The organism is Cryobacterium breve (genome assembly GCF_027594785.1).
GTDB lineage: Bacteria > Actinomycetota > Actinomycetes > Actinomycetales > Microbacteriaceae > Cryobacterium > Cryobacterium breve_A.
In genome coordinates this window covers 3,476,952-3,501,410 of the sequence record NZ_CP075584.1, presented here as the reverse complement: position 1 = coordinate 3,501,410, position 24,459 = coordinate 3,476,952, and the positions used below count along the sequence as shown (strand labels likewise).

The following is a 24,459-nucleotide window of genomic DNA, read 5'->3' as shown; positions in this document are numbered from 1 at the left end:
CCCCGCCAAGAGGAGCACCCATGACCCCGATCGAGTCACCGACGACCCGGCCTGGAACCGGCTATCTGAGCCTCACGAACCTCACCGGGCTCGTGGCCGCCGGTGAGATCGACACCGTCATCGTGGCCTTCACCGACATGCAGGGCCGCCTCGTCGGCAAGCGCGTCTCGGCGCGGCTCTTCCTCGAGGATGTCGCGAGCCACGGCGCAGAGTGCTGCAACTACCTGCTCGCCGTCGACGTCGAGATGAACACCGTCGACGGGTACTTGATGTCGAGCTGGGCGCGCGGCTACGGCGACATGGCGATGGTCCCCGACCTGGCCACCCTGCGCCGGGCGCCCTGGCTGCCGGGCACCGCGCTCGTCACGGCCGACCTGCGCTGGCTCGACGAGACTCCCGTCGCGGCCTCGCCCCGGCAGATCCTCCAGGCGCAGCTCGCCCGCCTCGCCGAACGGGGCCTCGTGGCCTACGTGGGCACCGAGGCTCGAGTTCATGGTCTTCGACGACGGCTACCGCGATGCGTGGAAGAAGGGGTACCTCGGCCTGACCCCGGCGAGCGACTACAACATCGACTACGCCCTGCTCGCCTCGAGCCGGATGGAGCCGCTGCTCCGGGACATCCGCCTCGCCATGGACGGCGCCGGGATGTACTGCGAGGGCGTCAAGGGCGAGTGCAACCTCGGCCAGCAGGAAATAGCCTTCCGCTACGCGACCGCGCTCGAGACATGCGACAACCACTCGATCTACAAGAACGGGGCCAAGGAGATCGCCGACGCGCACGGCAAGAGTCTCACCTTCATGGCGAAATACGACGAGCGCGAGGGCAACAGCTGCCACATCCACATCAGCCTCCGCGGCACCGACGGGAGTGCCGTCTTCGCCGACCAGGCGGATGCCGGGGGCATGTCGACCCTGTTCCGTCAGTTCCTGGCCGGTCAGCTCGCGGTCATGCGCGAGCCTGACCCTGTTCTCGGCGCCCAACATCAACTCGTACAAGCGCTACGTCGCGGGCAGCTTCGCACCGACGGCGATCAAGTGGGGCTTCGACAACCGCACCTGCGCCCTGCGGGTCGTCGGCCGCGGCCTCGGCATGCGGATGGAGAACCGGGTGCCCGGCGGCGACGTGAACCAGTACCTCGCGGTGAGCGCCCTCATCGCGGCGGGACTCTACGGTATCGAGAACAAGCTCGACCTCGAGGACGCCTTCACTGGCAATGCCTACGAGAGCGACGCCGCCCGGGTCCCCGGGTCGCTGCGGGAGGCGACGGCGCTGTTCGCCTCGTCGGCGGTGGCGCGGGAGGCCTTCGGCGACGACGTGGTGGACCACTACCTGAACAATGCCACGGTCGAGCTCGCCGCCTACGACGCGGCGGTGACCGACTGGGAGCGGGTGCGCGGTTTTGAACGGCTCTGACCCGGATCCAGTACCGGTCGCGGCACCGGTTTCCGCACCGGCTTCCGCACCGCTGATCGGCCTGACCACCTACCTCGAGCAGGCCACGACCGGGGTCTGGGACGTGTCCGCGGCGTTCCTGCCCGAGGTGTACTTCGACGCGGTGATCCGCGCGGGCGGCATCGCTGTGCTGCTTCCGCCCCAGCCCGCGAACCCGGAGACGGTCGGCCGGGTGCTCGACTCCCTCGACGGCCTGATCGTGACCGGGGGAAGGACGTCGATCCCGCCCGGTACGGCCAGGCGGCGCATCCGCTCACCGACCCGCCGCGCCGGGACAGGGACGCCTGGGAGGACGAGCCTGCTCCGCGCCGCGATCGAGCGGGACCTGCCCTTCCTCGGGATCTGCCGCGGCGCCCAGCTGCTCAACGTCAGCCTCGGCGGCACCCTGCACCAGCACCTCCCCGATCTGCTCGGACACGCCGGGCACCAGGCCGGCGGCGGGGTCTTCGGGGTCGTCGACGTCGTCGTCGAGCCGGACTCCCGGCTGCACGACCTGCTCGAGGCCCCGCAGTCGACCCTGACCGTGCCCGTCTACCATCACCAGTCGATCGACCGGCTCGGCGCCGGGCTGTCCGTGACCGCCGTGACCCGTGAGGGCGTCGTGCAGGCCGTCGAGCTTGCGGGGGTCGGTTTCGGCGTCGCCGTGCAGTGGCACCCGGAACAGGATCCCGACGACCTCCGACTGTTCGCCGGCCTTGTCGACGCTGCGCGCGGCTACCGGAGCGCCCGTGACAGCCGGGCGGCCGGCGCAGCCGTCACGGCCCCGGCCCCCGCATCCGCACGCGCGCCCGAACACGAACACGAACACGAACACGAACGAAGGATCTCCGAGTGAGCAGCTACACCGTGGTCAACCCGGCCGACGAGACCGTGGTGTCCGTCGTCGAGCACCAGGACCTCGAGGCGACGGATGCCGCGATCGACCGCGGGCAGGTCGCCCAGCGGTCCTGGGCCCGGGTCTCCCCTGCGGACAAGGCGGCCGCGCTCCGCCGCTTCGCCGCAGCGGTCGACGGCGACCGGGAGAACCTCGCACGGATCGAGGTCACGAACTCGGGGCATCCGCTCACCCAGGCCCGCTGGGAGGCGGGGCACGTGCGTGACGTGCTCGAGTACTACTCCGCCGCGCCGGAGCGGCTGTTCGGGCGCCAGATCCCGGTCGCCGGCGGCCTCGACGTGACCTTCCAGGAGCCGCTCGGCGTCGTCGGCGTGATCACGCCGTGGAATTTCCCGATGACGATCGCCGCGTGGGGTTTCGCGCCCGCCCTCGCGGCCGGCAACGCCGTGCTGCTCAAGCCCGCCGAGTGGACGCCGCTGTCGAGCATCCGCCTCGGCGAGCTCGCCCTCGAATCGGGCCTGCCCGAGCACCTGTTCCAGGTGCTCCCCGGCCGCGGTTCGGTCGTCGGCGAGCGGTTCGTCACCCATCCCGCCGTGCGGAAGGTCGTCTTCACGGGCTCGACGGCGGTCGGCAAGCGGGTGATGGCCGGCTGCGCCGCGCAGGTGAAACGGGTCACCCTCGAACTCGGCGGCAAGAGCGCCAACATCGTCTTCGCCGATTCCGACCTCGAGAAGGCCGCAGCGGCCGCGCCGTCCGGGGTGTTCGAGAACGCCGGCCAGGACTGCTGCGCACGCAGCCGCATCCTCGTCGAACGCAGCGTCTACGACCGGTTCCTGGAGCCTGCTCGAACCCGCCGTCGCCGCGGTGCGCGTCGGCGACCCGCTCGACCCGGACACAGAGATGGGCCCGCTCGTCTCGGCGGAGCACTTCGCGAGCGTCTCCGGGTATGTTCCGCCCGGCGCGCCGGTGCTCTTCCGCGGCAGCGCGCCAGACGGCCCCGGGTTCTGGTTCCCGCCGACGGTGCTCGCCCCCGCCTCGCGCTCCGACCGCACGGCGACGGAGGAGATCTTCGGCCCCGTCGTCACCGTCCTTCCCTTCGACGGTGAAGCGGATGCCGTCGGCCTCGCCAACGACACGGCGTACGGCCTGTCCGGCTCGATCTGGACCCGCGACGTCGGCCGGGCGATCCGGGTGGCGCGCGCCGTCGAATCCGGCAACCTCTCGGTGAATTCGCACTCCTCGGTGCGGTACTCGACCCCGTTCGGCGGGTTCAAGCAGTCCGGGCTCGGCCGCGAACTCGGCCCGGACGCCCCGCTGAGTTTCAGCGAGACGAAGAACGTGTTCATCGCCGTCGACGAGATCTCCACCCCCAACCACCAGGAGCAGCCATGAGCACCATCACCCCGATCGACCTGACCCAGCGCCTCGCCGGGAAGGTCGCCGTGATCACGGGCGGAGCGAGCGGGATCGGCCTCGCGACCGCCCGCCGGTTCGCCGCAGAGGGCGCGAAGGTCGTGATCGGCGACGTCGACGAGGCCGCGGGTCGCGTCGCCGCCGCAGAGGTCGGCGGCCTGTTCGTCAGGGTCGACGTGACGGACGAGGACGAGGTCAATGCCCTCTTCGACACGGCGAAGCACACCTACGGTTCCGTGGACGTGGCCTTCAACAACGCCGGCATCTCCCCGCCGGACGACGACTCGATCGAGACGACGGAGCCTGCCCGCCTGGCAGCGGGTGCAGGACGTCAACCTGAAGTCCGTCTACCTCTGCTGCCGGGCGGCCCTCCGCCACATGACGCAGCAGGGCAGCGGGTCGATCATCAACACCGCCTCCTTCGTCGCGGTGCTGGGCTCGGCGACGAGCCAGATCTCCTACACGGCGTCGAAGGGCGGGGTGCTCGCCCTCAGCAGGGAGCTCGGGGTGCAGTTCGCACGGCAGGGCATCCGGGTCAACGCGCTCTGCCCCGGCCCGGTGAACACGCCGCTGCTTCAGGAGCCTGTTCGCGAAGGACCCGGAGCGGGCGGCGAGGCGGCTCGTGCACATCCCGGTCGGCCGCTTCGCCGAGCCCGCCGAACTCGCGGCGGCGGTCGCGTTCCTCGCGAGCGACGACTCCTCCTTCATCACCGGGTCGACGTTCCTCGTCGACGGCGGCATCAGCTCGGCCTACGTCACGCCCCTGTAGGCCCGCACGGAAGTCCGCGGCCGGGAGCGCGAGGCCCGCGGAATCTGTGGTCAACTGGAAACCGGTAAACGTAACGGACCCACCATGATCGATGAATCCCCCGGCCGCGACAGCGGCCTCCTGCTCCGGCCGGTGCACGGCGGCAACGCCTTCGAGGAGACCGTGCAGCGCCTGCTGCAGACGGTGCGTCTCGGGCTGATCGCTCCCGGCGAGCGACTCCCGGCGGAACGCGAACTCGCGGCGATGCTCGCGGTGAGCCGCGACACCCTGAGGGATGCACTCAAGAGCCTCGCCGAAGCGGGGTACCTGGTCGCGCGCAGGGGCCGCTACGGCGGCACCTTCGTGACGGAGGTCCTGCCGGGTGCCGGCGATGCGACCGACGGCACTCGGACGCGACACACGCAACCGAACACAGGCGGGTCCGAGGTCACCGACGGTGCGGACGGTACCGACCGGGGTGCTTCGGGCTCCGGAGTTCCGGCGCCGGCGCATCCGCTCGCCCGGCGGGTGCCGCCCGCGCGCGAGATCGACGACGCGCTCACCCTCCGGGAGATCCTCGAGGTGGGCGCCGCCCGGCACGCCGCCGCCCGCACGCTCGGGCAGGCCGCGCGGGAACAGCTCTGGGCGAGCCTGGCCGAGTCGCGGGCCGCCACCGGAGCCGACTACCGGCGTCTCGATTCCCGGCTGCACCTGATGATCGGGGAACTGGCCGGTTCCCCCTCGCTCGTGCCGCTCCTCGCCGCGGTGCGGATGCGGGTCAACGAGCTCCTCGACGCCATCCCGCTCCTGGGCCCGAACATCGTGCATTCGGACCGGCAACACGAGGAGATCGTCGCGGCGATCCTGGCCGGACGGCCCGATGCGGCCGCGCAGGCGATGGCCGAGCACCTCGCCGGCACCGCTCTCCTGCTCCGCGGCTTCCTCGAGTAGCGCACAGCGCTGCTCGCTTCCGGACCGAGTGGATGCCGCGGTCGGGCCCCGACACTCGCCGCTCGTGCCGAGAATCGCCGGTGGAACGGCGACGGTCGGTGCAAACGGCGAGTGTCGGCGCAGGCGCCAGGTCAGAGGGCGATGGTGAAGGGCAGGAACGGCAGGAAGGCGAGCCCGAAGACCAGGCCGAGCACCAGCAGCAGGAACACCCCGGCGAGCATCACGGCATTGAGCACGATGCCCCACAGGGCCATCGTGCGGGCGTATGGTTCCCGGCCGAGGGCGAGCATGCCGGTGACGAGCCCGACGATCGGCGCCACGAAGGTCCAGCCGGCGAGGATCGAGACGAGGCCGAGCACGAGGCTCGTCAGCGCGAGCGGGCTCGAGGGCCGGACCGGCGCGGCCGGCGGGTAGTCGTACGCCGCCGGGGCCGGGTACGCAGCGGGCGGGGTCGTCTGGTCGGGATGCAGGGTGGACATTCTGGGCTCTCCTTGGGATGCGGCCGCGGTTCGCGGCTCTCTTCCAGAGTACGAAGCCGGCCAGACGTCGACCATGGGGCTATCCCCCGCATCCGCCCCAACCGATTCGACGGAGATTTTGGGATTCTGACCCGTGAGAGCGCGATCTAAGCGCATTCCGGGCAAGAACTCCGTCGAATTGGTGAGGGGGGTCAGCCGCCGATCAGGGTCTCGATCGGGCCGCGCACGAAGAAGACCAGGAAGCCGGCCGCGACGATCCAGAGCAGCGGGCTGATCTCGCGTGCCTTGCCGGAGAACGAGCGCACGACGACCCAGCTGATGAAGCCGGCGCCGATCCCGTTGGCGATCGAATAGGTCAGCGGCATCACGATGATGGTGAGGAACACGGGGAACACGATGGAGAATTCGCTGAAGTCGATGAACCGGATCTGCGAGACCATCATCGCGCCGACGATCACGAGCGCGGCCGCGGCGACCTCGAGGGGCACGATCTGGGTGAGCGGGGTGAAGAACATCGCGGCGAGGAACAGAAGGCCGGTGATGATGTTCGCGAAGCCGGTGCGGGCTCCCTCGCCGATGCCGGCGCCGGATTCGACGAAGACGGTGTTGGAGGAGCCCGACGTCGCGCCGCCGAGCACGGCGCCGACGCCCTCGACGATCAGGGCCGACTTCAGGCGGGGGAAGTTGCCCTTCTTGTCGGCGAGGCCCGCCTCGGTCGCGAGGCCGGTCATGGTGCCCATCGCGTCGAAGAAGTTCGTGAAGACGAGCGTGAAGACGAGCATGAGTGCCGCGAGGACGCCGATGCGGTCGAAGGCGCCGAAGCTGACGTGGCCGAGCAGGCTCAGGTCGGGCAGGGAGACTACGGTCGTCGGGAGCACCGGCGCGTTGAGGTTCCAGCCGAAGGTGTTGGTGCCCAGCGAGGGCCCGACCTTGAAGATCGCCTCGAGGATGACGGCGACGACCGTGGTCGCAACGATACCGATCAGGATGGCGGCCTTGACCTTGCGGGCGACGAGCACGCCGATCAGGAGCAGGCCGATCACGAACACGGTGGTCGGCAGCGTCACGATCGAGCCGTTGTCGCCGAGCTGCACGGGCGGGCTCGCGGTGCCGCTCGAGCGGACGAATCCGGAGTCGACGAGGCCGATGAACGCGATGAACAGGCCGATGCCGACGGTGATGGCGATCTTGAGCTGGTGCGGAACGGCGTTGAAGATCATCTCGCGGAGCCCGGTCGAGGCCAGGAGCACGATGATCAGTCCGTTGATGAGCACGAGGCCCATCGCCTCCGGCCAGGTGACCTGCCCGACGACGCTGACGGCGAGGTAGGAGTTGATGCCGAGGCCCGCGGCGAAGCCGAACGGCAGGCGGGCGATCACGCCGAAGAGGATCGTCATGACGCCGGCGGTGAGCGCGGTGACCGCGGCAACCTGGGCGTTCGGCAGCCAGCCGCCGACGACGTCGACAGAGGCCTGGTCAGCGCTGAAACCGCCAAGGATGAGGGGGTTGAGGATGACGATGTACGCCATGGTCACGAAGGTGACGAGGCCGCCGCGGACTTCACGGCCCCAGCTGGAACCGCGGGTCGTGATCTCGAAGTACCGGTCGAGACGCGCCTTCAGGCCGGTCGGGAGCGGTGTGGGCGTGTCGGTCTGTGTAACGGGAATGGGGTTCTCCAAGTTGCCGTCTCGGCTGATTTGCAGCTTCCAGCTTACGCTTGTCGCTCTCAGGCCCCTGCCTGTCCCGATCAGACGTGCGGGACGAAGGCTCCCCACGCCAGCCGCCGCTCGGCAAGCGGATCGGACTCGACCCGGTCCACCGCATCGATGATGAGGGTCGCCCGGCGCGCCTCGTCATAGAGCGGCCACGCGGCATCCGGTTCACCCGTCGTCGCGAAGCCGAGCCACCAGCGCTGCATGCGCGCCCCGATCGCCTTGAACTCGCGCCGGCCGCCGATGATCGTCATGCCCCGGCCGAACCAGCCGTCGAGCCGGTCGAAGAGCGGGAACAGTTCGAGGCCGTGGGTCGCGTCAAAGCCCATCCGCCGCACGAGGCGCGGAGCGAAGTCGAAGCGGTAGAAGTGCACGGGTGCGTAGCGGGAGTGGCGCTCGCCGACCTTCACGCTCGGGTACCAGAACGAGAAGTCGCCGCCGAAGTCGAGGGCCGGCCGCAGCGCCGGAATCCCCGGGTACTGCGCGGTGAGGGCCTTCCGCGCCTTCTTCTTCGTGTTGGCGAAGATCGCGCGGATGCGCTTGGGCGTCGACGCGAGGATGTCGATCCGTCCGTTGAAAAGGGAGCCCTCGCGTGCGTTGGTGCCGATGATCAGCGGGATCCGGGCGGCGCGGCCGTCCCGGAATGCGTCGAGCGGGCGTTCGGGCAGGAAGTCACCGTCGATGACGGGCGACAGCGGAATCGTGCCGGGGTACTGGTCGGGTGCCCGCACGGTGAGCTCCATCGTGGCGGCCGCGAGCCGGGCGGGTGACGCGCCGAGCAGCAACGCCCGGGACTGCTCGAGCGGATCCGGGTTCGCGTCCGGTCCGGCATTCTCCGTCGCGCGGGCGATCCCTTCCGGTGTCGCGCGTGCGGCGAGGATACTCACGAAGTCGCGCGCCCACTCCGCCGTGAGCGCAGGCGGGTACACCGCGTTCGGCGGTGCGCTCTGGGCGATCGCGCGCTGGAAGAGGCCGTGGGCGCTCGGCACGGTCATCAGGGTCGTCACGGCGTTGCCCCCTGCCGACTCGCCGAAGAGCGTCACGGCATCCGGGTCACCGCCGAAGAAGCGGATGTTATCCCGCACCCAGGTGAGGGCGGCGGTCTGGTCCCGCAGCCCGAGATTGCTCTCGAACGGGCGCTCCGGCGTCGAGTAGCTGCTGAAGTCGAGGTAGCCGAGCGCGCCGAGACGGTAGTTCAGGCTGACGTAGACGATGCCGCCTCGCCGGACGAGGCCCTCGCCCTGGGTGGGCACCTCGCGCGACGACCCGACGCTGTACGCGCCCCCGTGGATGAACACCATCACCGGGCGGAGCGCGGCCGGGTCGACCGGCGTGTCAGGGGCGATCACGTTGAGATTGAGGCAGTCCTCGCCCTGCGGGATGTCCGGGCGAGCCCCGTTGAACTGGCCCTTGTGGCTTTGCGGCGACACGGGTCCCCAGTCGGTCGCATCGCGGACACCCGGCCATGCCTCCGGCGGCCGCGGGGCTCGGAACCGGAGAGGCCCGACGGGCGCAGCGGCGTAGGGAATACCCCGCCAGGCGCGGACCCCCCGCACCCGGATGCCGCGCACCAGGCCGGTCCCGATCCGGACGGTCAGTGCCGCGTCAAGCGAGTCGTCGTGGGCGGGCTGAACGGTTCGAGTCACGGTCCGATCCTAATTCTTCACTACGATCGGAATACGTCCCACTACGAAACGAGCGACAATGGCACTGCCCTGGACCCTGCACGGCGACGGAAAAACGGTCGGGGTCGGGGACGTGGTCGGGCCGGGTGAGCGCCTGAACTGGCCCCTCACGATCGGTATCGGGGCCCAGCACGTCGTCGCGATGTTCGGCGCGACATTCCTCGTTCCCCTGCTCACCGGTTTCCCGCCGAGCACCACGCTCTTCTTCTCCGGTGTCGGCACCCTGCTCTTCCTGATCCTCACGAAGAACAAGCTCCCCAGCTACCTCGGCAGTTCGTTCGCCTTCATCGCGCCGATCACCGCCGCCGTCGCGACGGCCGGCATGGGGAGCGCCCTGTTCGGCATCCTCGCCGTCGGCGTCCTGCTCGCGGTCATCGGCGTCGTGGTGCAGGTCACCGGCACCGGCTGGATCGACGCGCTGATGCCGCCCGTCGTCTCCGGCGCGATCGTCGCCCTGATCGGGTTCAACCTCGCCCCGGTCGCCAAGGCGAACTTCGTCGTCGCTCCCCTGACCGCCGTGATCACCCTCGCCGCCGTCATCCTCTCCACGGTGCTGTTCCGCGGCATCCTCGGTCGGCTCTCGATCGTGATCGGTGTCGCGGTCGGCTACCTCGCCGCCGTCCTGTCCGGCCAGGTCGACTTCTCCAAGGTCAACGAGGCCGCCTGGATCGGCCTCCCGCCCTTCACGCTGCCGACGAACCCCTTCGAGAACGCCGCCGTGCTCGGCGTCCTCCCCGCATTCCTGCCGGTCGTGCTCGTGCTCGTGGCCGAGAACGTCGGCCACATCCGCGGCGTCGCCCAGATGACGGATGCGAAGGTGAACCGGTTCACCGGCCGCGCCCTGATGGCCGACGGGCTCGCGACGATGCTCGCCGGGTTCAGCGGCGGCTCCGGAACGACGACCTACGGCGAGAACATCGGCGTGATGGCCGCGACCCGGATCTACTCGACCGCCGCGTACTGGGTCGCCGGCCTCGTTGCCGTGCTGCTCGGCCTCTCCCCCAAGATCGGCGCGGTCATCAACACGATCCCCGCCGGTGTGCTCGGCGGAGTCACGACCGCCCTCTACGGCCTGATCGGCATCATCGGCGTCAAGATCTGGCTCGACAACAAGGTCGACTTCAGCCGCCCGGTCAACCAGTTCACCGCCGCGACCGCGCTGATCATCGGCATCGCCGACTACACCTTCACCGCGGGCACCCTGAGCTTCAACGGCATCGCGCTCGGCACGGTCGCCGCGATCGTGATCTACCACGTGATGACCGTGATCGGCCGGCTCCGCCGCACCGACCGCTGACCCGCTGGCCCGCGACGGGTCGTCCGACGCAACGTCGGAGTTTTTCGCAACACGCCGCATCCCCGGGCAGCGGATGCCGCCGGTCGCGAAATCCTCCGACATTGCAGCGCCCTTCAACGCGCAACGCCGCGACCCTTCACGCGGGAGCCTGCGCCCAGCATCCACCGACCGCCGGTCGCCGCGCGGCGCGTCGCCCGACGCAACGTCGGAGTTTTTCGCGACACGCCGCATCCCCGGGCGGCGGATGCCGCCGGTCGCGAAATCCTCCGACGTTGCAGCGCCTGAGCCCCGACCGGGGAGCCGCTCCGAGCACGCGCGACCGGTCACGCGGACCGTGCGTGCGACATCCGGTCAGCGGTGCAGGGCGGGCACGATCAGGTAGACGCCGTAGAGCACGGCCGCGACGCTGACCGAGAAGCAGGCATAGGCCCCGACGAGCGCGAGGCGCTTCTGGAACGCGGTCAGCGGGTTCGCCGTCGCTGATTTGCGCCGCCGCTTGGCCTCTTTCGCGGCCCGCTTGGGCGTGAGCACCGTGATCGCGCCGGTGAAGGACGCCGGATCCACGACGAGGGCCCGGCCGGCGCTGGTCAGCAGCCGGAGTCCGAGCGAGTACAGGCTCACGACGACGGTCGACGCCAGGAGCGAGGCCCCGGCCACGACGAAGAATGCTCCCCAGTCGATCACAGCGATACCTTCTTCCGGTCGCGGCGCGCGATGCGCCGCGGCGTCTTCTTGATCTTGACGACAAGGGCGGCGTCATCGATGTCGTGCAGGTTGTCGTGGGTGATGCGGGTGCGCCGCGACTGCCGGAACAACAGAGCGACGATGACCGAGCCGAGGACCAGGTCGATGACGAGTCCGATCGGCCCGAGCAGCGTGAAGCCGGCGGCGAACGCGCCCATGACCGCGGAGGCGGGCAGGGTCAGCAGCCAGCCGAGTGCGATCTGGCCGGCCATGCCCCAGCGCACGGTCGCCCCGCGGCGGCCGAGGCCGGACCCGATGACGGAGCCGGAGGCGACCTGAGTTGTCGAGAGCGCGAAGCCGAGGTGGCTGGACGCGAGGATGGTCGCGGCCGTGCTGGTCTCGGCGGCGAAGCCCTGGGCGGGCTTGACGTCGGTGAGGCCCCCTGCCCATTGTGAGGATGATCCGCCAGCCGCCGGTGTACGTCCCGATCGCGATCGCGAGCGCGCACGTGCAGATGACCCACCACTGCGGGCCGCTGCCGACGGCCTGGAATCCGCCGGCGATGAGGGTCAGGGTGATCACGCCCATGGTCTTCTGCGCGTCGTTGGTGCCGTGGGCGAGGGCGACGAGCGAGGACGAGAAGATCTGCGCGTAGCGGAAGCCGCCCCGGCCGTCCGCCTTGCCGGCGTCACGACGGGTGATGAAGTAGGCGAGCCGGGTCGCGATGAGCGCGACGACACCGACCGTGACCGGCGCGATCAGTGCGGGCAGGATCACCTTGGCGAAGACGACCCCGAAGTCGACGGACTGAACGCCGATCCCGATGATGGCCGCGCCGATCAGGCCGCCGAAGAGGGCGTGGCTCGAGCTCGAGGGCAGGCCGCGGAGCCAGGTGATCAGGTTCCAGACGATCGCGCCGATGAGGCCGGCGAAGATGATCTGCGGCGTGATCTGGACCCCGCCGTTGCCCTCTCGGATGATGCCGCCCGACACGGTCTTCGCGACCTCGGTGGAGAGGAAGGCGCCGACGAGGTTGAGCACCGCTGCGAGGCCGACGGCGACCTTGGGTCGCATCGCCCCGGTCGCGATCGGCGTCGCCATCGCGTTCGCGGTGTCGTGGAAGCCGTTGGTGAAGTCGAAGACGAGGGAGAGCGCAATGACGAGCGCGACGATCAGGGTGAGATCCACCGGAGGCTTTCTTGTTCGGCTCAACGGGGTGCAGCCGAATCCGCGCTGTTTCCCGGACGCCGGACGAGCAAGCGACCTTACGATCCTGACACTCCCGGGAGGTCAGGTCAATTCAACGGGCGGCAACCCCTGGTTCACCGGACGTTCACCCGCGGGCGACGACCGTCGCGAGGTCGGGCCCGAACGTGAAGGTCTCGCGTACCGGGACCCCCGCGAGAACGCCGGGCAGCCAGTGCCTGGCGTCGTCCCACATCTCGTCGAGGGGCAGCGCCGCGACGTCGAACCACACCGGGTTCAGTTCGTCCGATTCCCGGGGTGTGCCGCTCCAGTCACGGCACACGAAGACAGACGATTCCTGGCTCCACGCCTCCCGGTGCGGGAACAGGTAGGTCAGCACGCCGAGGGCGGTCAGGGCGGATGCCGCGACACGGAGTCCGGACTCCTCCTCGATTTCGCGCACCGCGGCATCCACCGCGGTTTCACCGGGTTCGAGCTTGCCGCCGAGGCCGACGATATTGCCGAGCCCGAGGCCCTTCTTCTTACGGCCGAGGAGAACCTGGGCGACGCCGGCGGGCGATTCGCGGGTGAGGTAGCACACGCACACCTGGGGCAGGGTCATGGTCCCAGCTTAACGGCGGGGTTTGTTAGGCTGCGCCTATGAATTTCGTTCCCGAGTCGGGCACCATCACCATGTTCACGACCAACTGGTGCGGCTATTGCTCCCGGTTGAAGTCCCAGCTCGACAAGGCCGGCGTCGGCTACACCGAGGTCAACGTCGAAGAGGTCGACGGCACGAGCGAACTCGTGATGAGCCTGAACGGCGGCAACCGCACCGTGCCGACCGTGCTGTTCCCGGACGGGTCGAGCGCGACGAACCCCTCGCTCGCGCAGGTGCAGGCCAAACTCGCCTGACCCTCTCCTCCCCGGTTCCACCAGCTGAGGGGTCGCAAATCGACCTTCTCACACGCTGAGGGGTCGCAATTCGACCTTCCCGTGTGCTGCGAAGGTCGATCTGCGACCCCTCAGGGATGCGATCGGGTGATGCTGCCGGCTTTAGCCGAAGAGGACGGCGGCCTCGTCGTAGCGTGCCTGCGGGACGGTCTTCAGGCCGATCGTGGCGTCGGCGATGCTGACGATCTCGATGTCGGTGCCCTTGAGCGAGACCATGGAGCCCCACTGGCCGGCGTGGATCGCGTCGACGGCGGCCATGCCCAGGCGGGTGGCGAGCACGCGGTCGTAGGCCGACGGGGAGCCGCCGCGCTGGGTGTGGCCGAGGACGGTCGCGCGGGTTTCGATGCCGGTGCGCTCTTCGACCATCGGGGCGATCATTTCGCTGATGCCGCCGAGGCGGGGGCGGTTGAACGCGTCGAGGCCCTTGGTGGAGAGTGCTTCCTCCATGCCGGCGAGCTTGAAGCCCTCCGAGACGACGAGGACCGGTGCGCGGCCGCGGTCGCGGACGCTGAGGACCCACTCGCAGATCTGCTCGATGGTCTGGCTCTGCTCGGGGATGAGGATGGCGTGTGCTCCGCCGGCCATTCCGGAGTGCAGGGCGATCCAGCCGACGTGGCGGCCCATGACCTCGACGATCATGCAACGCCCGTGCGACTCGGCGGTGGTGCGGAGGCGGTCGATGGCCTCGGTGGCGATCTCGACGGCGGTGTTGAAGCCGAACGAGTAGTCGGTGGCCTCGAGGTCGTTGTCGATGGTCTTCGGTACGCCGACGATGCGGATGCCTGCGTCGGTGAGGCGGCGGGCCGCGGTCAGCGTGCCCTCGCCACCGATCGCGATAATGGCGTCGATGCCCTCGGCATCCATCATCTTCTGGATGTTAACGGGCCCGCCGTTCTCGCCCTCGAACGGGTTGGTGCGCGAGCTGCCGAGAATGGTGCCGCCCTGGCGGGATAATCCACGCACGCTGTGGCGATCGAGGGTCATGAACTCCCCCTGCACCAGCCCGCGCCAGCCGTTGCGGATGCCGATGAATTCGTCATCGAGAACGCGAACACCTTTAAGGACGGAACCGCGAATAACCGCGTTCAGCCCGGGGCAGTCTCCACCGCTCGTGAGGATACCAATTTTCATCTGTGACTGCTCCTTCATGCTTAAGTACTCATGTCGGCGCTCTCACCAACCCCTAATGATGGTCCCGAATCGGGGCCAGACTCAAATCCGGCCCGGGGAACCCGGGCTACAGCTCCCCGTCGAGCGCCTGGGTGAGCAGGAAGACGAGTGCGCTGGCCTGGATCGAGTCCTCGGACGAGACCTCACCCTCGACGCCGTCGAGCGCGCGGGCCGCGAGACCCTGCTTACTGCCGATCAGTTCGGCGATGCGCGCGTCGATCGTGTGCGCGGCGATGATCCGCCACGCGGTGACCGGTTCCGACTGGCCGATGCGGTGCACCCGGTCGATGGCCTGGGTCTGCTCTGCGGCCGTCCAGCTGAGCTCGGCGAGCACGACGTTCGAGGCGGCCTGCAGATTGACCCCGACGCCGGCGGCGCTGAGCGAGCAGACGACGACGGCGACGCCCGGGTCGTTGTTGAAGGAGTCGATCGCGGCCTGGCGGGCGAGCGCGGTCTGGTCGCCCCTGAGGGAGACGGAACGCATGCCGCGCTTGGCGAAGATCTGTTCCGCGGTGTCCATGACGTCGATGTGCTTGGCGAAGAACACGACCTTGCCGACCGAGTGCGCGAGTTGCACGGCGTAGTCTGCGGCGAGTCCGGCCTTGGCCTGGCCGATCTTGCGCACCATCGTGAACACGTTCTCGCCGGTGGTCTGGCCCTTGGACTCCTCGAGCTCCGCGTGGGCGACCGCGCGGATGAACGCGGCGCGCTCTGCACCGTCGAGGGTCGGCGCCTTGCGGCCGGGATGACGCGCGGACACGAGACCGTGATACCGGGTGACGAGGCGGGCGGCGAGCTCCCGTTCGGCCTGGCGGATCGACCGGCCGAGGTCGTCGTCGAGTTCGACGGGCAGGTCGGCGATGCGCTTGGCGGGCAGGTCCGCCGCAACGTCGACCTTGCGGCGGCGCACGATGCCCATGTCGATGACCGCGGCCCTGGCCTCGGGTAGAAGCCGGCATCCGCCGGGGTGAGGCCGGTGGCCTCGAGGCGCGCCAGGAGTTTCGCGGTCGGCTTGTCGCCGTCGATCCAGCCGAGGAACTGCCAGATGGCGCGGAAGTCGTCGACGTCGTTGATCAGCGGGGTACCGGTCAGGGCCATCAGGAGCGGGTTGCCGCCGGGGGTGCGGCGGCGGATCTGCTCGGCGAGGGCGAGCACATGGCGGGAGCGCTGCGACTGCAGGTTCTTGATGAAGTGAGCCTCGTCGACGACCATGCCCTTGAAGCCGAGGGTGCCGAGCCAGGCCCGGTGCCGGTCGAGCACGTCGTAGTTCACGATGACGACGTCGGCGAAGGCGTCGAGGGTGTCGCCGTCGCCGTGGATGACGGTCGCCCGGCGCTGCGGCGTCCACATCTCGACCTCACGCACCCAGTTCATCTTGACGACGTTGGGCACGATGGCGAGGAGCGGGTACGCGCCGGCGACGGAGGCCGCGAGCAGGCTCTGGGCGGTCTTGCCGAGCCCCGGCTCGTCGGCGAGCAGGTAGCTGCGATGGCCGAGCCGCGCGCTCTCGATGAAGCGGGACTGGTGGCGCATGAGTTCCATGCCGGGCGGGGAGAGCCGGTCGATGACGGGCGCCTCCGGCAGGTCCATGCTCGCGGCCTGGCCGCCTGAGCCGTATTCGAAGGACTTGAAGAGCGGGCCGATGAGTTCCCAGTTGGCGAGGCGGCGACCCGAGATGACGGGGGCTGCCTGGACTGCGCTGAAATCGGGGGCGAGGAAGGGGTTGGCGAGCTGGCGCGCCCGCACGGACTGCGGGACGACCTGATTCTCCGGCTCCTCGGGCTTGACCTCAGGCTCGCGGGTGATGATCAGTTCGTCCGGGCTCAGTTCTGCCCCGGATTCGAGGAGCCAGTCGCGGCGGAAGCGCTGCGCGACGGTCGAGACGCCGGCGTCGGGTTCGAGGAGCGTGATCAGGCTCGTGTCGCGTGCTGCGGTCTTCGCGAGGATCTGGGCGATGCCGTCGAGGCGTTTGAGCAGCTCTGCCCGGTTCGCGTCGGTGAGCTCGCGGTCGCCCTTGACCCTGGCGCGTTCCTCGCGCATCAGGAGCGCGATGACCTGGTACTTCGTGCGGTTCGTGGGCCCGAGCTTGGTGCCCGACTGGGCCTTGGCCTCGACCTCGCGCACCTTGCGCGCGAGGATCGGGATGATCGGGGCGTCGTCGTCCCTGGAGCGTGCGCGCTGCCGGGCGCGGCCTCCGGCCGGGGCATGGTTGTTCGAGCCTGGGGCCTGGCGGGTGTATGCCATTCTTCTCCAACTTCACAGCGGCTGCGGCAGCGTGATCCACGCGCGACGTCGTGCGGCATCCGTGGACACCAGAGCGAGCAATCGTCGAACCGGGCCGAGCCAACGAAACGATTGTGCTGCAGACCGCTTCGGTAATACACCGGGGAGGTCGAGACGACGACCGGGTTTCGACGCACCTGTAGTCTACGCCCGCGCATCCGCCCGACGGCACACCCCACACGGCGCTCAGTGCACGGGAACCTTGACACGCACCCCGACGACGATGAAGAGCAGAGCCGCGAGATACTGGGCGCCCACCCAGCCCTGCCCGTGCAGGCTCGATCACGAAGATCGGGTTCCACAGCACGGCGATGGGGGCGAGGCCGATGAGCCACCACCACGCCGTCCCCTGCACGGCGAAGACGCACAGGATGAGGGCGAGGATGCTGACCGCGTAGCGGATGATGATGAAACTGTCGGCGTCGATCAGGGCAAGACCGGCGAGGAGGGCGATGGCGCCGAGCAGGCCGGGCGCGAGCGCGGACCTGGAGAAGGTGGGTGCGACCGGGGTGCCCATCAGACGCCCCCCCCCCGCCGCCGCCGCCTCCGCCACCGACGGACCCGCCACCGCCGAAACCGGAACTCGAGGAGCTCGACGCGGTGCCCGACCACGCCGCCGTCGTCGAGCTCGCGAAGCCGCTCAGGCTCGCCGCGAAGAATCCGGCGTTGAACGCACCGGTGCCGTAGTACCAGTCCGGCTGGGACCCGCTCTCCGCGTAGTACTGGCCGAGCACGGCCGACCAGTCCTTCTCCTGTCCGAACAGCACGGCGAACGGCAGCAGACGCTCGTAGAGCTTGAGCACCTGCACCGGCTGGCCGGGGTCGACCATCGTTTCCGGGCTCCCCGGCTCCGGGCGGTACGGAGAGCGCAGGGCGCCCTGGGGGCTCTGCAGCACCCGCAACCTGTCAGTTTCGGCGACTCCGATGTACAACCTGACTCCTTCGAGGTAGTCGCGCAGTTCCGCCCCTGCCGCGGTGAGCGGGCGGATGCTCGACGCGAGTGACACGGTCGTGATCGCGCCGAGCAGCCCGGCGAGGAGGACCAGGAACGGCCACGCCCCGCCGATCTCGAGGGCGAGACCGACGACGCCGCCGAGGACGGCGACGAGTCCGCCGAGAACGGAGAGGCCGAGCAGCGCGGAACGCAGGGGCCCGCCCTTGTTCTCTCGGAACCCGGCGGGGATCGCCGCCCGGCGGGTCGCCCGCAGTTCGCCCTGCACGGCTGTGGTGAGGCTGGTGCTCTTCTGTTTGAGGTCTCGCTGGGTACCGGGTTTCAGTCCGGGGAAGAGGTGGCCGAGCACGGAGAGCTCCGCCTTGTCGACGCCCCCGGTGTTGCGCAGTTCGAGCAGGTAGTGCTTGGGCCCGGAGCCTTCGAGCACTCGTACATTGCCGCGCACGGCGAACTGCAGGAACTGGGCGGTCATGGCCTTGGTGCTCGTGCGGGTGACCTCGCCGGCCTGGAGCAGGTTGACGCCCTTCGGCGGCAGGTATTCGGCGATGATCGTCGGCCGGCCGGCGGCGTTGCGCCAGCGGGTCGCCCGCAGGGCGATCGCGAGGGCGGCGCAGACGAGCGCGAGCACGGCACCGGCGAGGCCGATGGCGGGGAACGGGCTCGCGAAGAACGAGTTGTCCCTCGGCACGAAGGTGCCCGGAGTGAAGCCGACGACCAGGGTGAGCCCCTCATGCGCGGCGAGGCTGCCGCTGCTCGCGGTGATCCGGGTTCCGGTCGTCGCCGCCGAGCTCGAATCGGTGCTGATCTCGGAGCAGTCGGCCGAGGACGTCGCCGATCCCTGCAGGCATCGGGCCTGGCCGGTCAGCCGGTCGGTGAGCGCGGGGTCGACCGTGAGCGTTGCGGAGACAGAGCCGAAGGGTTGTGCCCAGCCGGTGCCGTTGACCTCCCAGTAGAACTCCTCGTCCTGGGCGTCCGTCGGGACCAGGGTCACGTCCCGCTGCGTGTAGGTGATCACGTAGGTCTGCGCGCCGTGCACGTAGCCGTCCGCCGCGCTCGTCACGATGAAGAAGTCGCCTGCGTCGCTCTCGCTCGTGTCGCTCGGCCGCGGTGCGCCGTTCTCGTCTGTGACGCTGACCAGGTCGACTCCGGTGGGATGCCCGTCGTAGTGGGTCGGGATCGACCGGCGGATGCCGTGGTTCTGATCGATATCCGGGAACCGGGCGACGATGGTCTCCGTCGTCGTCAACGCGGAGTGCCCGTCCGCTGAGCGGCTGAGCACGAAGTCGGAGTGCATCGAATCGAAGCTGAAGTCGTCGACGCCTCCGGGCACGGAGAGCGCGGGCAGCGCCGGCGAGCCGAGAGGCGCGGCCGCGACGGCCGCCGCGGGGACGGACAGGGTGAGAAGGGCGAACGCGCCCAGGATGGTGACGAACAGGGATCGAGCCAATCGGCGCATGCCCCCACTCTAGCGAGCGGGCTGGGGCGCAGACGTCGCTTCGGCGGTGGCCGTGATGCGGTTGGCCATGCCGCTGAAGATGATCCCGTGGAACGGCAGGATCGAGAACCAGTAGAGTCGGCCGCCGAGGCCGCGTGGGAAGAACACGGCGCGCTGCCGGTAGACGGAGCCGCCGTCGGCGGCCGGTTCGGCGGTCATCTCGAGCCAGGCCAGCCCCGGCACCCGCATCTCGGCCCGGAGCCGGAGGAAGCGGCCGTGCTCGAGGCTCTCCACCCGCCAGAAGTCGAGCACGTCTCCGGTGTGCAGTCGTTCCGCGTCGCGCCGGCCGCGGCGGAGCCCGACGCCGCCGACGAGCTTGTCCGCCCAGCCGCGCACGGCCCAGGCGAGCGGGAAGGAGTACCAGCCGTTGTCGCCGCCGATGCCCTCGATGATGCGCCAGAGTTCGGCGGGCGCAGCGGGGGTGTGCTTCGTGCGAAGGTCGGTGTAGACGAGGTGCCCCGCCCACTCCGGATCGCTCGGCAGCGGGTTGCTGCTCGCCCCCTCGATCGAGGCGTTCCGCCAGCTGGTCTCGACGTCGCCGTCGCGCATCCGCCCGAGTGCGAGCCGCACGGCCGTGCGATAGCCGGTCAGGCCGCCGTCGGGCACGGGGATGTAGCCGTCGATGTCGTGCTCGCCCATCACGCAGTCGTTCTGGAGAGAGGCGATGATCGGCACGGCGAGGTTGCGCGGGATCGGGGTGACGAGGTTGACCCACTGCGAGGCGAGCCACGGGGTCAGCACCGGCAATGAGGCGATCGGGCGCTGGCGGAGGCCGGCCTCGAGGGCGTAGCCGTTCATCATCTGCCCGTAGCGGAGCACATCGGGTCCGCCGATGTCGAAGGTGCGGTTGACGGAGTCGGGCAGGTCCGCCGCCGCGACGAGGTAGTACAGCACGTCGCGCACGGCGATCGGCTGGATCTTGTTCCGCACCCACTTCGGTGCGGGCATGTACGGGAGCACATCGGTCAGGTGCCGGATCATCTCGAAGGACGTCGACCCGCTCCCGATCACGACGCCGGCCTGCAGGGCGGCGGTCGGCACGCCGGAGGCGAGCAGGATCCGCCCGACCTCGGCCCGGGAGCGCAGGTGCCGGGAGAGGGTCTCGGTGTCCGGGTGCAGCCCACCGAGGTAGACGATCCGGGACACGCCGGCCGCAGATGCGGCAGACGCCAGCGTCCGGGCTGCCCGTGCCTCGGCCTGCTCGAAGTCACCCGAACTGCCCATCGCGTGCACGAGGTAGTAGACGACGTCGATCCCGGCGCACGCCGCGTCCACGGCGTCGGCGTCGGAGAGGTCGCCGACCCGGATCTCCACCCGGTCCCGCCAGGGGACGTCGGTGAGCTTCTGCGGCGAGCGAACCAGCACGGTCACCTCGAATCCGGCGTCGAGGAGGAGCGGAACCAGCCGTCCGCCGATGTAACCGGTCGCCCCGGTCACGAGTGCTCGTCTGGCAGTCATGGACACGAGCCTAGGGCGAATGCCCGGGCCGAGGCTGGGAGCCTGCCGGGCCTGTGGATGAATCGCTCGCGCGCGATGGGAATCCGGCAGGATCGGCGCATGACTCTTCGACTCGACCCCCGATATCCGCTCGTCTGGCGCTCGCCGGACACCATCCAGCTCGGCGTCGATCACCCGGTACTCCGGGTGCGTGTGCCCGGCCCCGGCCTCGAACGCGTCATCGATGCGCTCAGGTCCGGGGTGCCCCGCACCGGGGCCGTCATGCTCGGCCGCACGGGCTGCGCGACTCCGGAATCCGTGCTCGACCTGCTCGACGAGCTCCGCCCGGTCCTGCTCGACGACCGCGGGCCGGAACCGCCGCCGCGCCGGCACTGGGTGTCCGTCGACGGGCGCGGCACGACGGCCGCGCGGCTCCGTGCCTTCCTCGACGACCTCGGGCTCGACGCCCACGACCTCGACGCCGACCTCGACCACGATCTCGACCTCGACCTCGACCTCGACGCCAGGGTCAACGGCAGCCGACAGGGCGCCGACGAACACCGCATCGGCACAGGCATCCGTTCCGGCGCGGCGGGCGCGACAGAAGCGGATGCGGCGGAGCCCGGGTCAACGGACCTCGCGGTCATCATCGGCCGGTTCGCGATCGAGCCGGCGCGCTACCGGCGCTGGCTGAACCGGGACGTGCCGCACCTGCCCGTCGTGTTCGGCGATCGCGAGGTGCGGATTGGCCCGCTCGTGGAGCCGGGACGGGGCCCGTGCCTGTTCTGCCTCGAGCAGGCCAGGGTCGACGCCGACCCGGCCTGGCCGGCGATGGCGAGCCAACTGGCCCACCGGCCCGCGCCGACAGAGTCACCGCGTCGCGGGCTCGAGGTCGCCGTCCGGGTTGCGGGGATCGTCCAGGACCGGGTACTGTCCGGCCGGTCGGAGCTCGCGGGCGTCTCGCTCTCGATCGACGCCTCGAACGGTCGGATCACGCGCCGCGGGCACCGGCCGCACGAGCGTTGCGCATGCCGAGCTCTGTCAGGAACCGCGATCGTTCCCGGGGCGCCCGTTGCTGGTGCCCGGACGCGGACCAGCTCAGTGCGAGGCGCCGGCGTGCCCGGGTGATGCCGACGTAGAGCAGCCGGCGTTCCTCGTCGATCTGCTCGAAGGTGCCCGCGTAGCTGATCGGGACGAGCCCCTCTGACAGCCCCACCACGAAGACGGCGTCCCATTCGAGGCCCTTGGCCGAGTGCAGCGTCGCGAGGGTCACCGCAGAGACGGTCGGTTCGTGCTGGCCGGCCTGCCGTTCCATCAGCTCGTCGGTGAACTGCCGGAACGTCGTTCCCGGCGGCGCCTGGTCGACGAGTCCCATCAGCGCGTTGAGCGATTCCCAGCGGTCGCGCACCGCTCCGGCCGCCTCCGGTGCTGTCTGGCTCCAGCCGAGCGAGCGCAGCACGTCGCTGGCCGACTTGAACAGCGGTTCGCCGACGATCGAAACGGATGCCGCACGCAGCTGCATCACGGCCTGCTTGACCTCGGTGAGGTCGAAGAACCGCTTGGATCCACGGATCTGGTAGCTGATCGACAGGTCGCCGAGCGCGGTCTCGAGCGCGGCGGCCTGCACGTTGACCCGGTAGAGCACCGCGATGTTCTCCGGCCGGGTTCCGGATTCGATCAGTTCGAGGATCTGCTGGGCGACTCCGCGCGCCTCGGCGAGGTCGTTCGCGTACTCGTGGACGCTCGGTTCGACGCCAGGGTCCTCCGAGTGCGCGCGCAGGGTGAGTGCACCGGTGCGGCCGCGCATCAGCTGGTTCGCGGTCGTGACGATCGCCGCGGTGGACCGGTAGTTCTGTTCGAGGCGCACGACCGTCGCGTCCTCCCAGCGCTTGGGGAAGTCGAGCAGGTAGTCGCTGCGGGCGCCCGCGAAGGAGTAGATGGTCTGGCTCGCGTCGCCGACCACGCACAGGTCTCTGCGGGGCCCGACCCAGAGGGCGAGCAGGTCGTGTTGCAACGGCGACACGTCCTGGTATTCGTCGACGACGAAGAAGCGGTATTGCTCACGCACCTGCAGGGCGACAGAGGGCTCGGACTCGATCATTCCGGCCATCGCCAGCAGAACGTCTTCGAAGTCGATCTGCTTGCGCTCGTCCTTCAGCCGTTCGTAGCGTTCGTGCATCGCGACGACCTGGTCGGCGTCGAGCCGACCGGGCAGGCTGCGTGCGGTGATGCCGGCGGCGTAGTCCTCGATGGAGAGCCCCGTGGTCTTCCGCCATTCGACCTCGGCGGCGAGGTCGCGCAGGGTCGGAGTGTCGAGCCGGAGCTTCAGTTGCTCGGCCGCGTGGCCGAGCAGCCGGCCCTTCCCGTCGAGGATGCGCGGCGCCTGGCCGCCGACCACGTGCGGCCAGAAGTAGTTGAGCTGGGAGAGCGCCGCGGCGTGGAAGGTGCGTGCTGCGACGCCGCCTGCGCCGAGCTGGCGCAGCCGACCGCGGAGTTCGGCGGCGGCCCGGGAGGTGAAGGTGAGCGCCATCACCCGGTTCGGGGCGTATGCACCCGTCATCACCCCGTAGGCGATCCGGTGGGTGATCGCGCGGGTCTTGCCCGTGCCTGCGCCCGCGAGCATGCACACCGGGCCGACGAGGGCCTCCGCGGCGATGCGCTGCTGGTCGTCGAGGCCGGACAGGAGCGTCTCGGGGGTCATCGCCATCCGGCGACCAGGTCGGGGCCGAAGTCGATCGGCCCGCCGTACCACTGCTCGATGATCGCGCGCGCGATCGAGGAGCGGCCGGGCAGGATGATGCTGTCGCCCGCCGCGGCGAGTTCGGAGCGGCTGAACCAGCGCAGGTCGAGGATCTCCTCGCCGTCCGGCAGGACGCCGGCGGGCTGCTGGCCGTCGGCGAGCCGGGCGGTGAAGCCGAACATGATCGAGGCCGGGAACGGCCACGGCTGGGAGCCGAGGTAGACCGGGTCGGCGACCCGGAGTCCGGACTCCTCGAACATCTCACGGATGACGGCGGCCTCGAGCGACTCCCCCGGTTCGACGAAGCCCGCGAGCAGGGAGAAGCGATTGTCCTCCCACATGGCATTCGAGCCGAGCAGGATGCGATCGTCGGCGTCGGTGATCAGCACGATCACGGCGGGATCGGTGCGCGGAAAGACCTGGCTGCCGTCGACGCGGCACCGGCGGCTCCAGCCACCGCCCTCGACCTCGGTCGCGGCGCCGCAGCGCGGGCAGTGCGCGTGCGAGGCGTGCCAGTTCGCGAGCGCGAGCGCTTCGGTGAAGAGGCCGGCATCGCGGTCGGAGAGCGCGCTCGCGACGGTGCGGAGCGGCACCCAGAGGGACTCGTCCGGTTCGAGGGTTGCGGCCGTGGCGTCGTCGAGGATCGCGGCGACGAGGCGGGTGCCCGCGGGTTCCGCACCCTCATCGGCGAGGGACCGGCCCAGATAAAGCTCGATCGGGGTCTGCGCGACGAGCGCGGACGGGAACAGCCGCAGCCGGGGCCGGCGGGTTCCGTCGCGGGAATCGTGCGCCGCGAGTTCGTGGGTGCCGTCGGAAACGTCCCCCGGTTCCTCGGCGAGGAGCGTGGAACCGCGCCAGAGCGGGAGGACGCGTGTTGCGGCATCCGCCCGGAGTTCGTCGAAGAGCCCGGGCACGGCCCGGGTGAGGTGGTCCCTGTCGACGGCATGGCGGGACAGCGGCAGTCTGGCGGTGAATGTGAACGGCAT

The 24,459-nt window shown here is 70.0% G+C and carries 13 protein-coding genes and 7 pseudogenes; 7 read left to right on the top strand and 13 right to left on the bottom strand.

What is annotated here, in order from left to right:
• Positions 1 to 20 precede the first annotated feature (20 nt).
• The 5 genes and pseudogenes from KIV56_RS17045 to KIV56_RS17025 all read left to right on the top strand — a co-directional run bounded on the left by KIV56_RS17045 (position 21) and on the right by KIV56_RS17025 (position 5,400).
• Positions 21 to 1,414: pseudogene (locus KIV56_RS17045) on the top strand (glutamine synthetase family protein).
• Positions 1,401 to 2,288: a gamma-glutamyl-gamma-aminobutyrate hydrolase family protein gene (locus KIV56_RS17040; RefSeq protein WP_281534352.1), complete on the top strand. Its 888-nt coding sequence runs from the start codon at positions 1,401 to 1,403 to the stop codon at positions 2,286 to 2,288. Before KIV56_RS17045 ends, KIV56_RS17040 begins: the two are co-directional and overlap by 14 nt.
• A pseudogene (locus KIV56_RS17035) lies at positions 2,285 to 3,680 on the top strand (aldehyde dehydrogenase family protein). Before KIV56_RS17040 ends, KIV56_RS17035 begins: the two are co-directional and overlap by 4 nt.
• Positions 3,677 to 4,470: pseudogene (locus KIV56_RS17030) on the top strand (3-oxoacyl-ACP reductase). Before KIV56_RS17035 ends, KIV56_RS17030 begins: the two co-directional pseudogenes overlap by 4 nt.
• Positions 4,471 to 4,554: 84 nt before the next feature.
• Positions 4,555 to 5,400: a FadR/GntR family transcriptional regulator gene (locus KIV56_RS17025; protein ID WP_281534351.1), complete on the top strand. Its 846-nt coding sequence runs from the start codon at positions 4,555 to 4,557 to the stop codon at positions 5,398 to 5,400.
• Positions 5,401 to 5,531: 131 nt separating this feature from the next.
• On the opposite strand, the gene KIV56_RS17020 is transcribed toward KIV56_RS17025, so the two are convergent.
• The 3 genes from KIV56_RS17020 to KIV56_RS17010 form a co-directional block, all read right to left on the bottom strand.
• Positions 5,532 to 5,879 carry a hypothetical protein gene (locus KIV56_RS17020; RefSeq protein WP_281534350.1) on the bottom strand — a complete coding sequence of 116 codons (348 nt, stop codon included), beginning with the start codon at positions 5,877 to 5,879 and terminating at the stop codon, positions 5,532 to 5,534.
• A 191-nt stretch (positions 5,880 to 6,070) separates the two neighbouring features.
• Positions 6,071 to 7,558: an NCS2 family permease gene (locus tag KIV56_RS17015; protein ID WP_432432567.1), complete on the bottom strand. Its 1,488-nt coding sequence runs from the start codon at positions 7,556 to 7,558 to the stop codon at positions 6,071 to 6,073.
• A 68-nt stretch (positions 7,559 to 7,626) separates the two neighbouring features.
• Entirely contained in the window at positions 7,627 to 9,237 is a 1,611-nt protein-coding gene (locus KIV56_RS17010; RefSeq protein WP_281534349.1) for a carboxylesterase/lipase family protein, read from the bottom strand.
• 58 nt (positions 9,238 to 9,295) lie between these two features.
• Between KIV56_RS17010 and KIV56_RS17005 the strand changes: the two genes are divergently transcribed.
• Complete coding sequence (locus tag KIV56_RS17005; protein WP_281534348.1) at positions 9,296 to 10,573, top strand: uracil-xanthine permease family protein; 1,278 nt, start codon at positions 9,296 to 9,298, stop codon at positions 10,571 to 10,573.
• A gap of 351 nt (positions 10,574 to 10,924) precedes the next feature.
• Here KIV56_RS17005 and KIV56_RS17000 read toward each other — a convergent pair whose 3' ends face one another.
• From KIV56_RS17000 to KIV56_RS16990, 3 genes and pseudogenes are all read right to left on the bottom strand, one after another.
• Positions 10,925 to 11,257, bottom strand: coding sequence for a peptidase (locus tag KIV56_RS17000; RefSeq protein WP_281534347.1), 333 nt, complete (start codon positions 11,255 to 11,257; stop codon positions 10,925 to 10,927).
• Positions 11,254 to 12,445, bottom strand: a pseudogene (locus tag KIV56_RS16995) (inorganic phosphate transporter). Before KIV56_RS16995 ends, KIV56_RS17000 begins: the two are co-directional and overlap by 4 nt.
• 145 nt (positions 12,446 to 12,590) lie before the next feature.
• Complete coding sequence (locus KIV56_RS16990; RefSeq protein WP_281534346.1) at positions 12,591 to 13,064, bottom strand: 8-oxo-dGTP diphosphatase; 474 nt, start codon at positions 13,062 to 13,064, stop codon at positions 12,591 to 12,593.
• A gap of 38 nt (positions 13,065 to 13,102) precedes the next feature.
• On the opposite strand from KIV56_RS16990, the gene KIV56_RS16985 reads away from it, so the two are divergent.
• Complete coding sequence (locus KIV56_RS16985) at positions 13,103 to 13,357, top strand: mycoredoxin (RefSeq protein ID WP_134449563.1); 255 nt, start codon at positions 13,103 to 13,105, stop codon at positions 13,355 to 13,357.
• Between the two features lie 141 nt (positions 13,358 to 13,498).
• Here the strand turns inward: KIV56_RS16985 and KIV56_RS16980 are convergent, their stop codons facing one another.
• The 7 genes and pseudogenes from KIV56_RS16980 to nudC all read right to left on the bottom strand — a co-directional run bounded on the left by KIV56_RS16980 (position 13,499) and on the right by nudC (position 24,459).
• Positions 13,499 to 14,527, bottom strand: a complete 1,029-nt coding sequence (locus tag KIV56_RS16980) for a 6-phosphofructokinase (protein WP_134449562.1) — start codon at positions 14,525 to 14,527, stop codon at positions 13,499 to 13,501.
• Between the two features lie 106 nt (positions 14,528 to 14,633).
• Positions 14,634 to 16,810: pseudogene (locus KIV56_RS16975) on the bottom strand (DEAD/DEAH box helicase).
• A gap of 376 nt (positions 16,811 to 17,186) precedes the next feature.
• Positions 17,187 to 17,366, bottom strand: a pseudogene (locus KIV56_RS20000) (DUF6804 family protein); the annotation flags it as partial.
• Positions 17,367 to 17,742: 376 nt separating this feature from the next.
• Positions 17,743 to 19,095: pseudogene (locus tag KIV56_RS19995) on the bottom strand (DUF2207 domain-containing protein); the annotation flags it as partial.
• A 171-nt stretch (positions 19,096 to 19,266) separates the two neighbouring features.
• Positions 19,267 to 20,754, bottom strand: a complete 1,488-nt coding sequence (locus tag KIV56_RS16965) for an SDR family oxidoreductase (protein ID WP_281534344.1) — start codon at positions 20,752 to 20,754, stop codon at positions 19,267 to 19,269.
• Positions 20,755 to 21,724: 970 nt separating this feature from the next.
• On the bottom strand, positions 21,725 to 23,434 hold the full coding sequence (locus KIV56_RS16960) for an ATP-dependent helicase (RefSeq protein WP_416173027.1): 1,710 nt from the start codon (positions 23,432 to 23,434) through the stop codon (positions 21,725 to 21,727).
• Positions 23,431 to 24,459 carry an NAD(+) diphosphatase gene (gene nudC / locus KIV56_RS16955; RefSeq protein ID WP_281534342.1) on the bottom strand — a complete coding sequence of 343 codons (1,029 nt, stop codon included), beginning with the start codon at positions 24,457 to 24,459 and terminating at the stop codon, positions 23,431 to 23,433. The genes KIV56_RS16960 and nudC overlap by 4 nt, the downstream gene beginning before the upstream one ends.

Excerpts from the sequence above, each read along its gene's own strand:
- KIV56_RS17025 (WP_281534351.1), top strand. The coding sequence starts at position 4,555 with ATGATCGATGAATCCCCCGGCCGCGACAGCGGCCTCCTGCTCCGGCCG.
- KIV56_RS17020 (WP_281534350.1), bottom strand. The coding sequence starts at position 5,879 with ATGTCCACCCTGCATCCCGACCAGACGACCCCGCCCGCTGCGTACCCG.
- KIV56_RS17005 (WP_281534348.1), top strand. The coding sequence starts at position 9,296 with ATGGCACTGCCCTGGACCCTGCACGGCGACGGAAAAACGGTCGGGGTC.
- KIV56_RS16990 (WP_281534346.1), bottom strand. The coding sequence starts at position 13,064 with ATGACCCTGCCCCAGGTGTGCGTGTGCTACCTCACCCGCGAATCGCCC.
- KIV56_RS16985 (WP_134449563.1), top strand. The coding sequence starts at position 13,103 with ATGAATTTCGTTCCCGAGTCGGGCACCATCACCATGTTCACGACCAAC.
- KIV56_RS16980 (WP_134449562.1), bottom strand. The coding sequence starts at position 14,527 with ATGAAAATTGGTATCCTCACGAGCGGTGGAGACTGCCCCGGGCTGAAC.
- KIV56_RS16965 (WP_281534344.1), bottom strand. The coding sequence starts at position 20,754 with ATGACTGCCAGACGAGCACTCGTGACCGGGGCGACCGGTTACATCGGC.
- KIV56_RS16960 (WP_416173027.1), bottom strand. The coding sequence starts at position 23,434 with ATGACCCCCGAGACGCTCCTGTCCGGCCTCGACGACCAGCAGCGCATC.
- nudC (WP_281534342.1), bottom strand. The coding sequence starts at position 24,459 with ATGCCGTTCACATTCACCGCCAGACTGCCGCTGTCCCGCCATGCCGTC.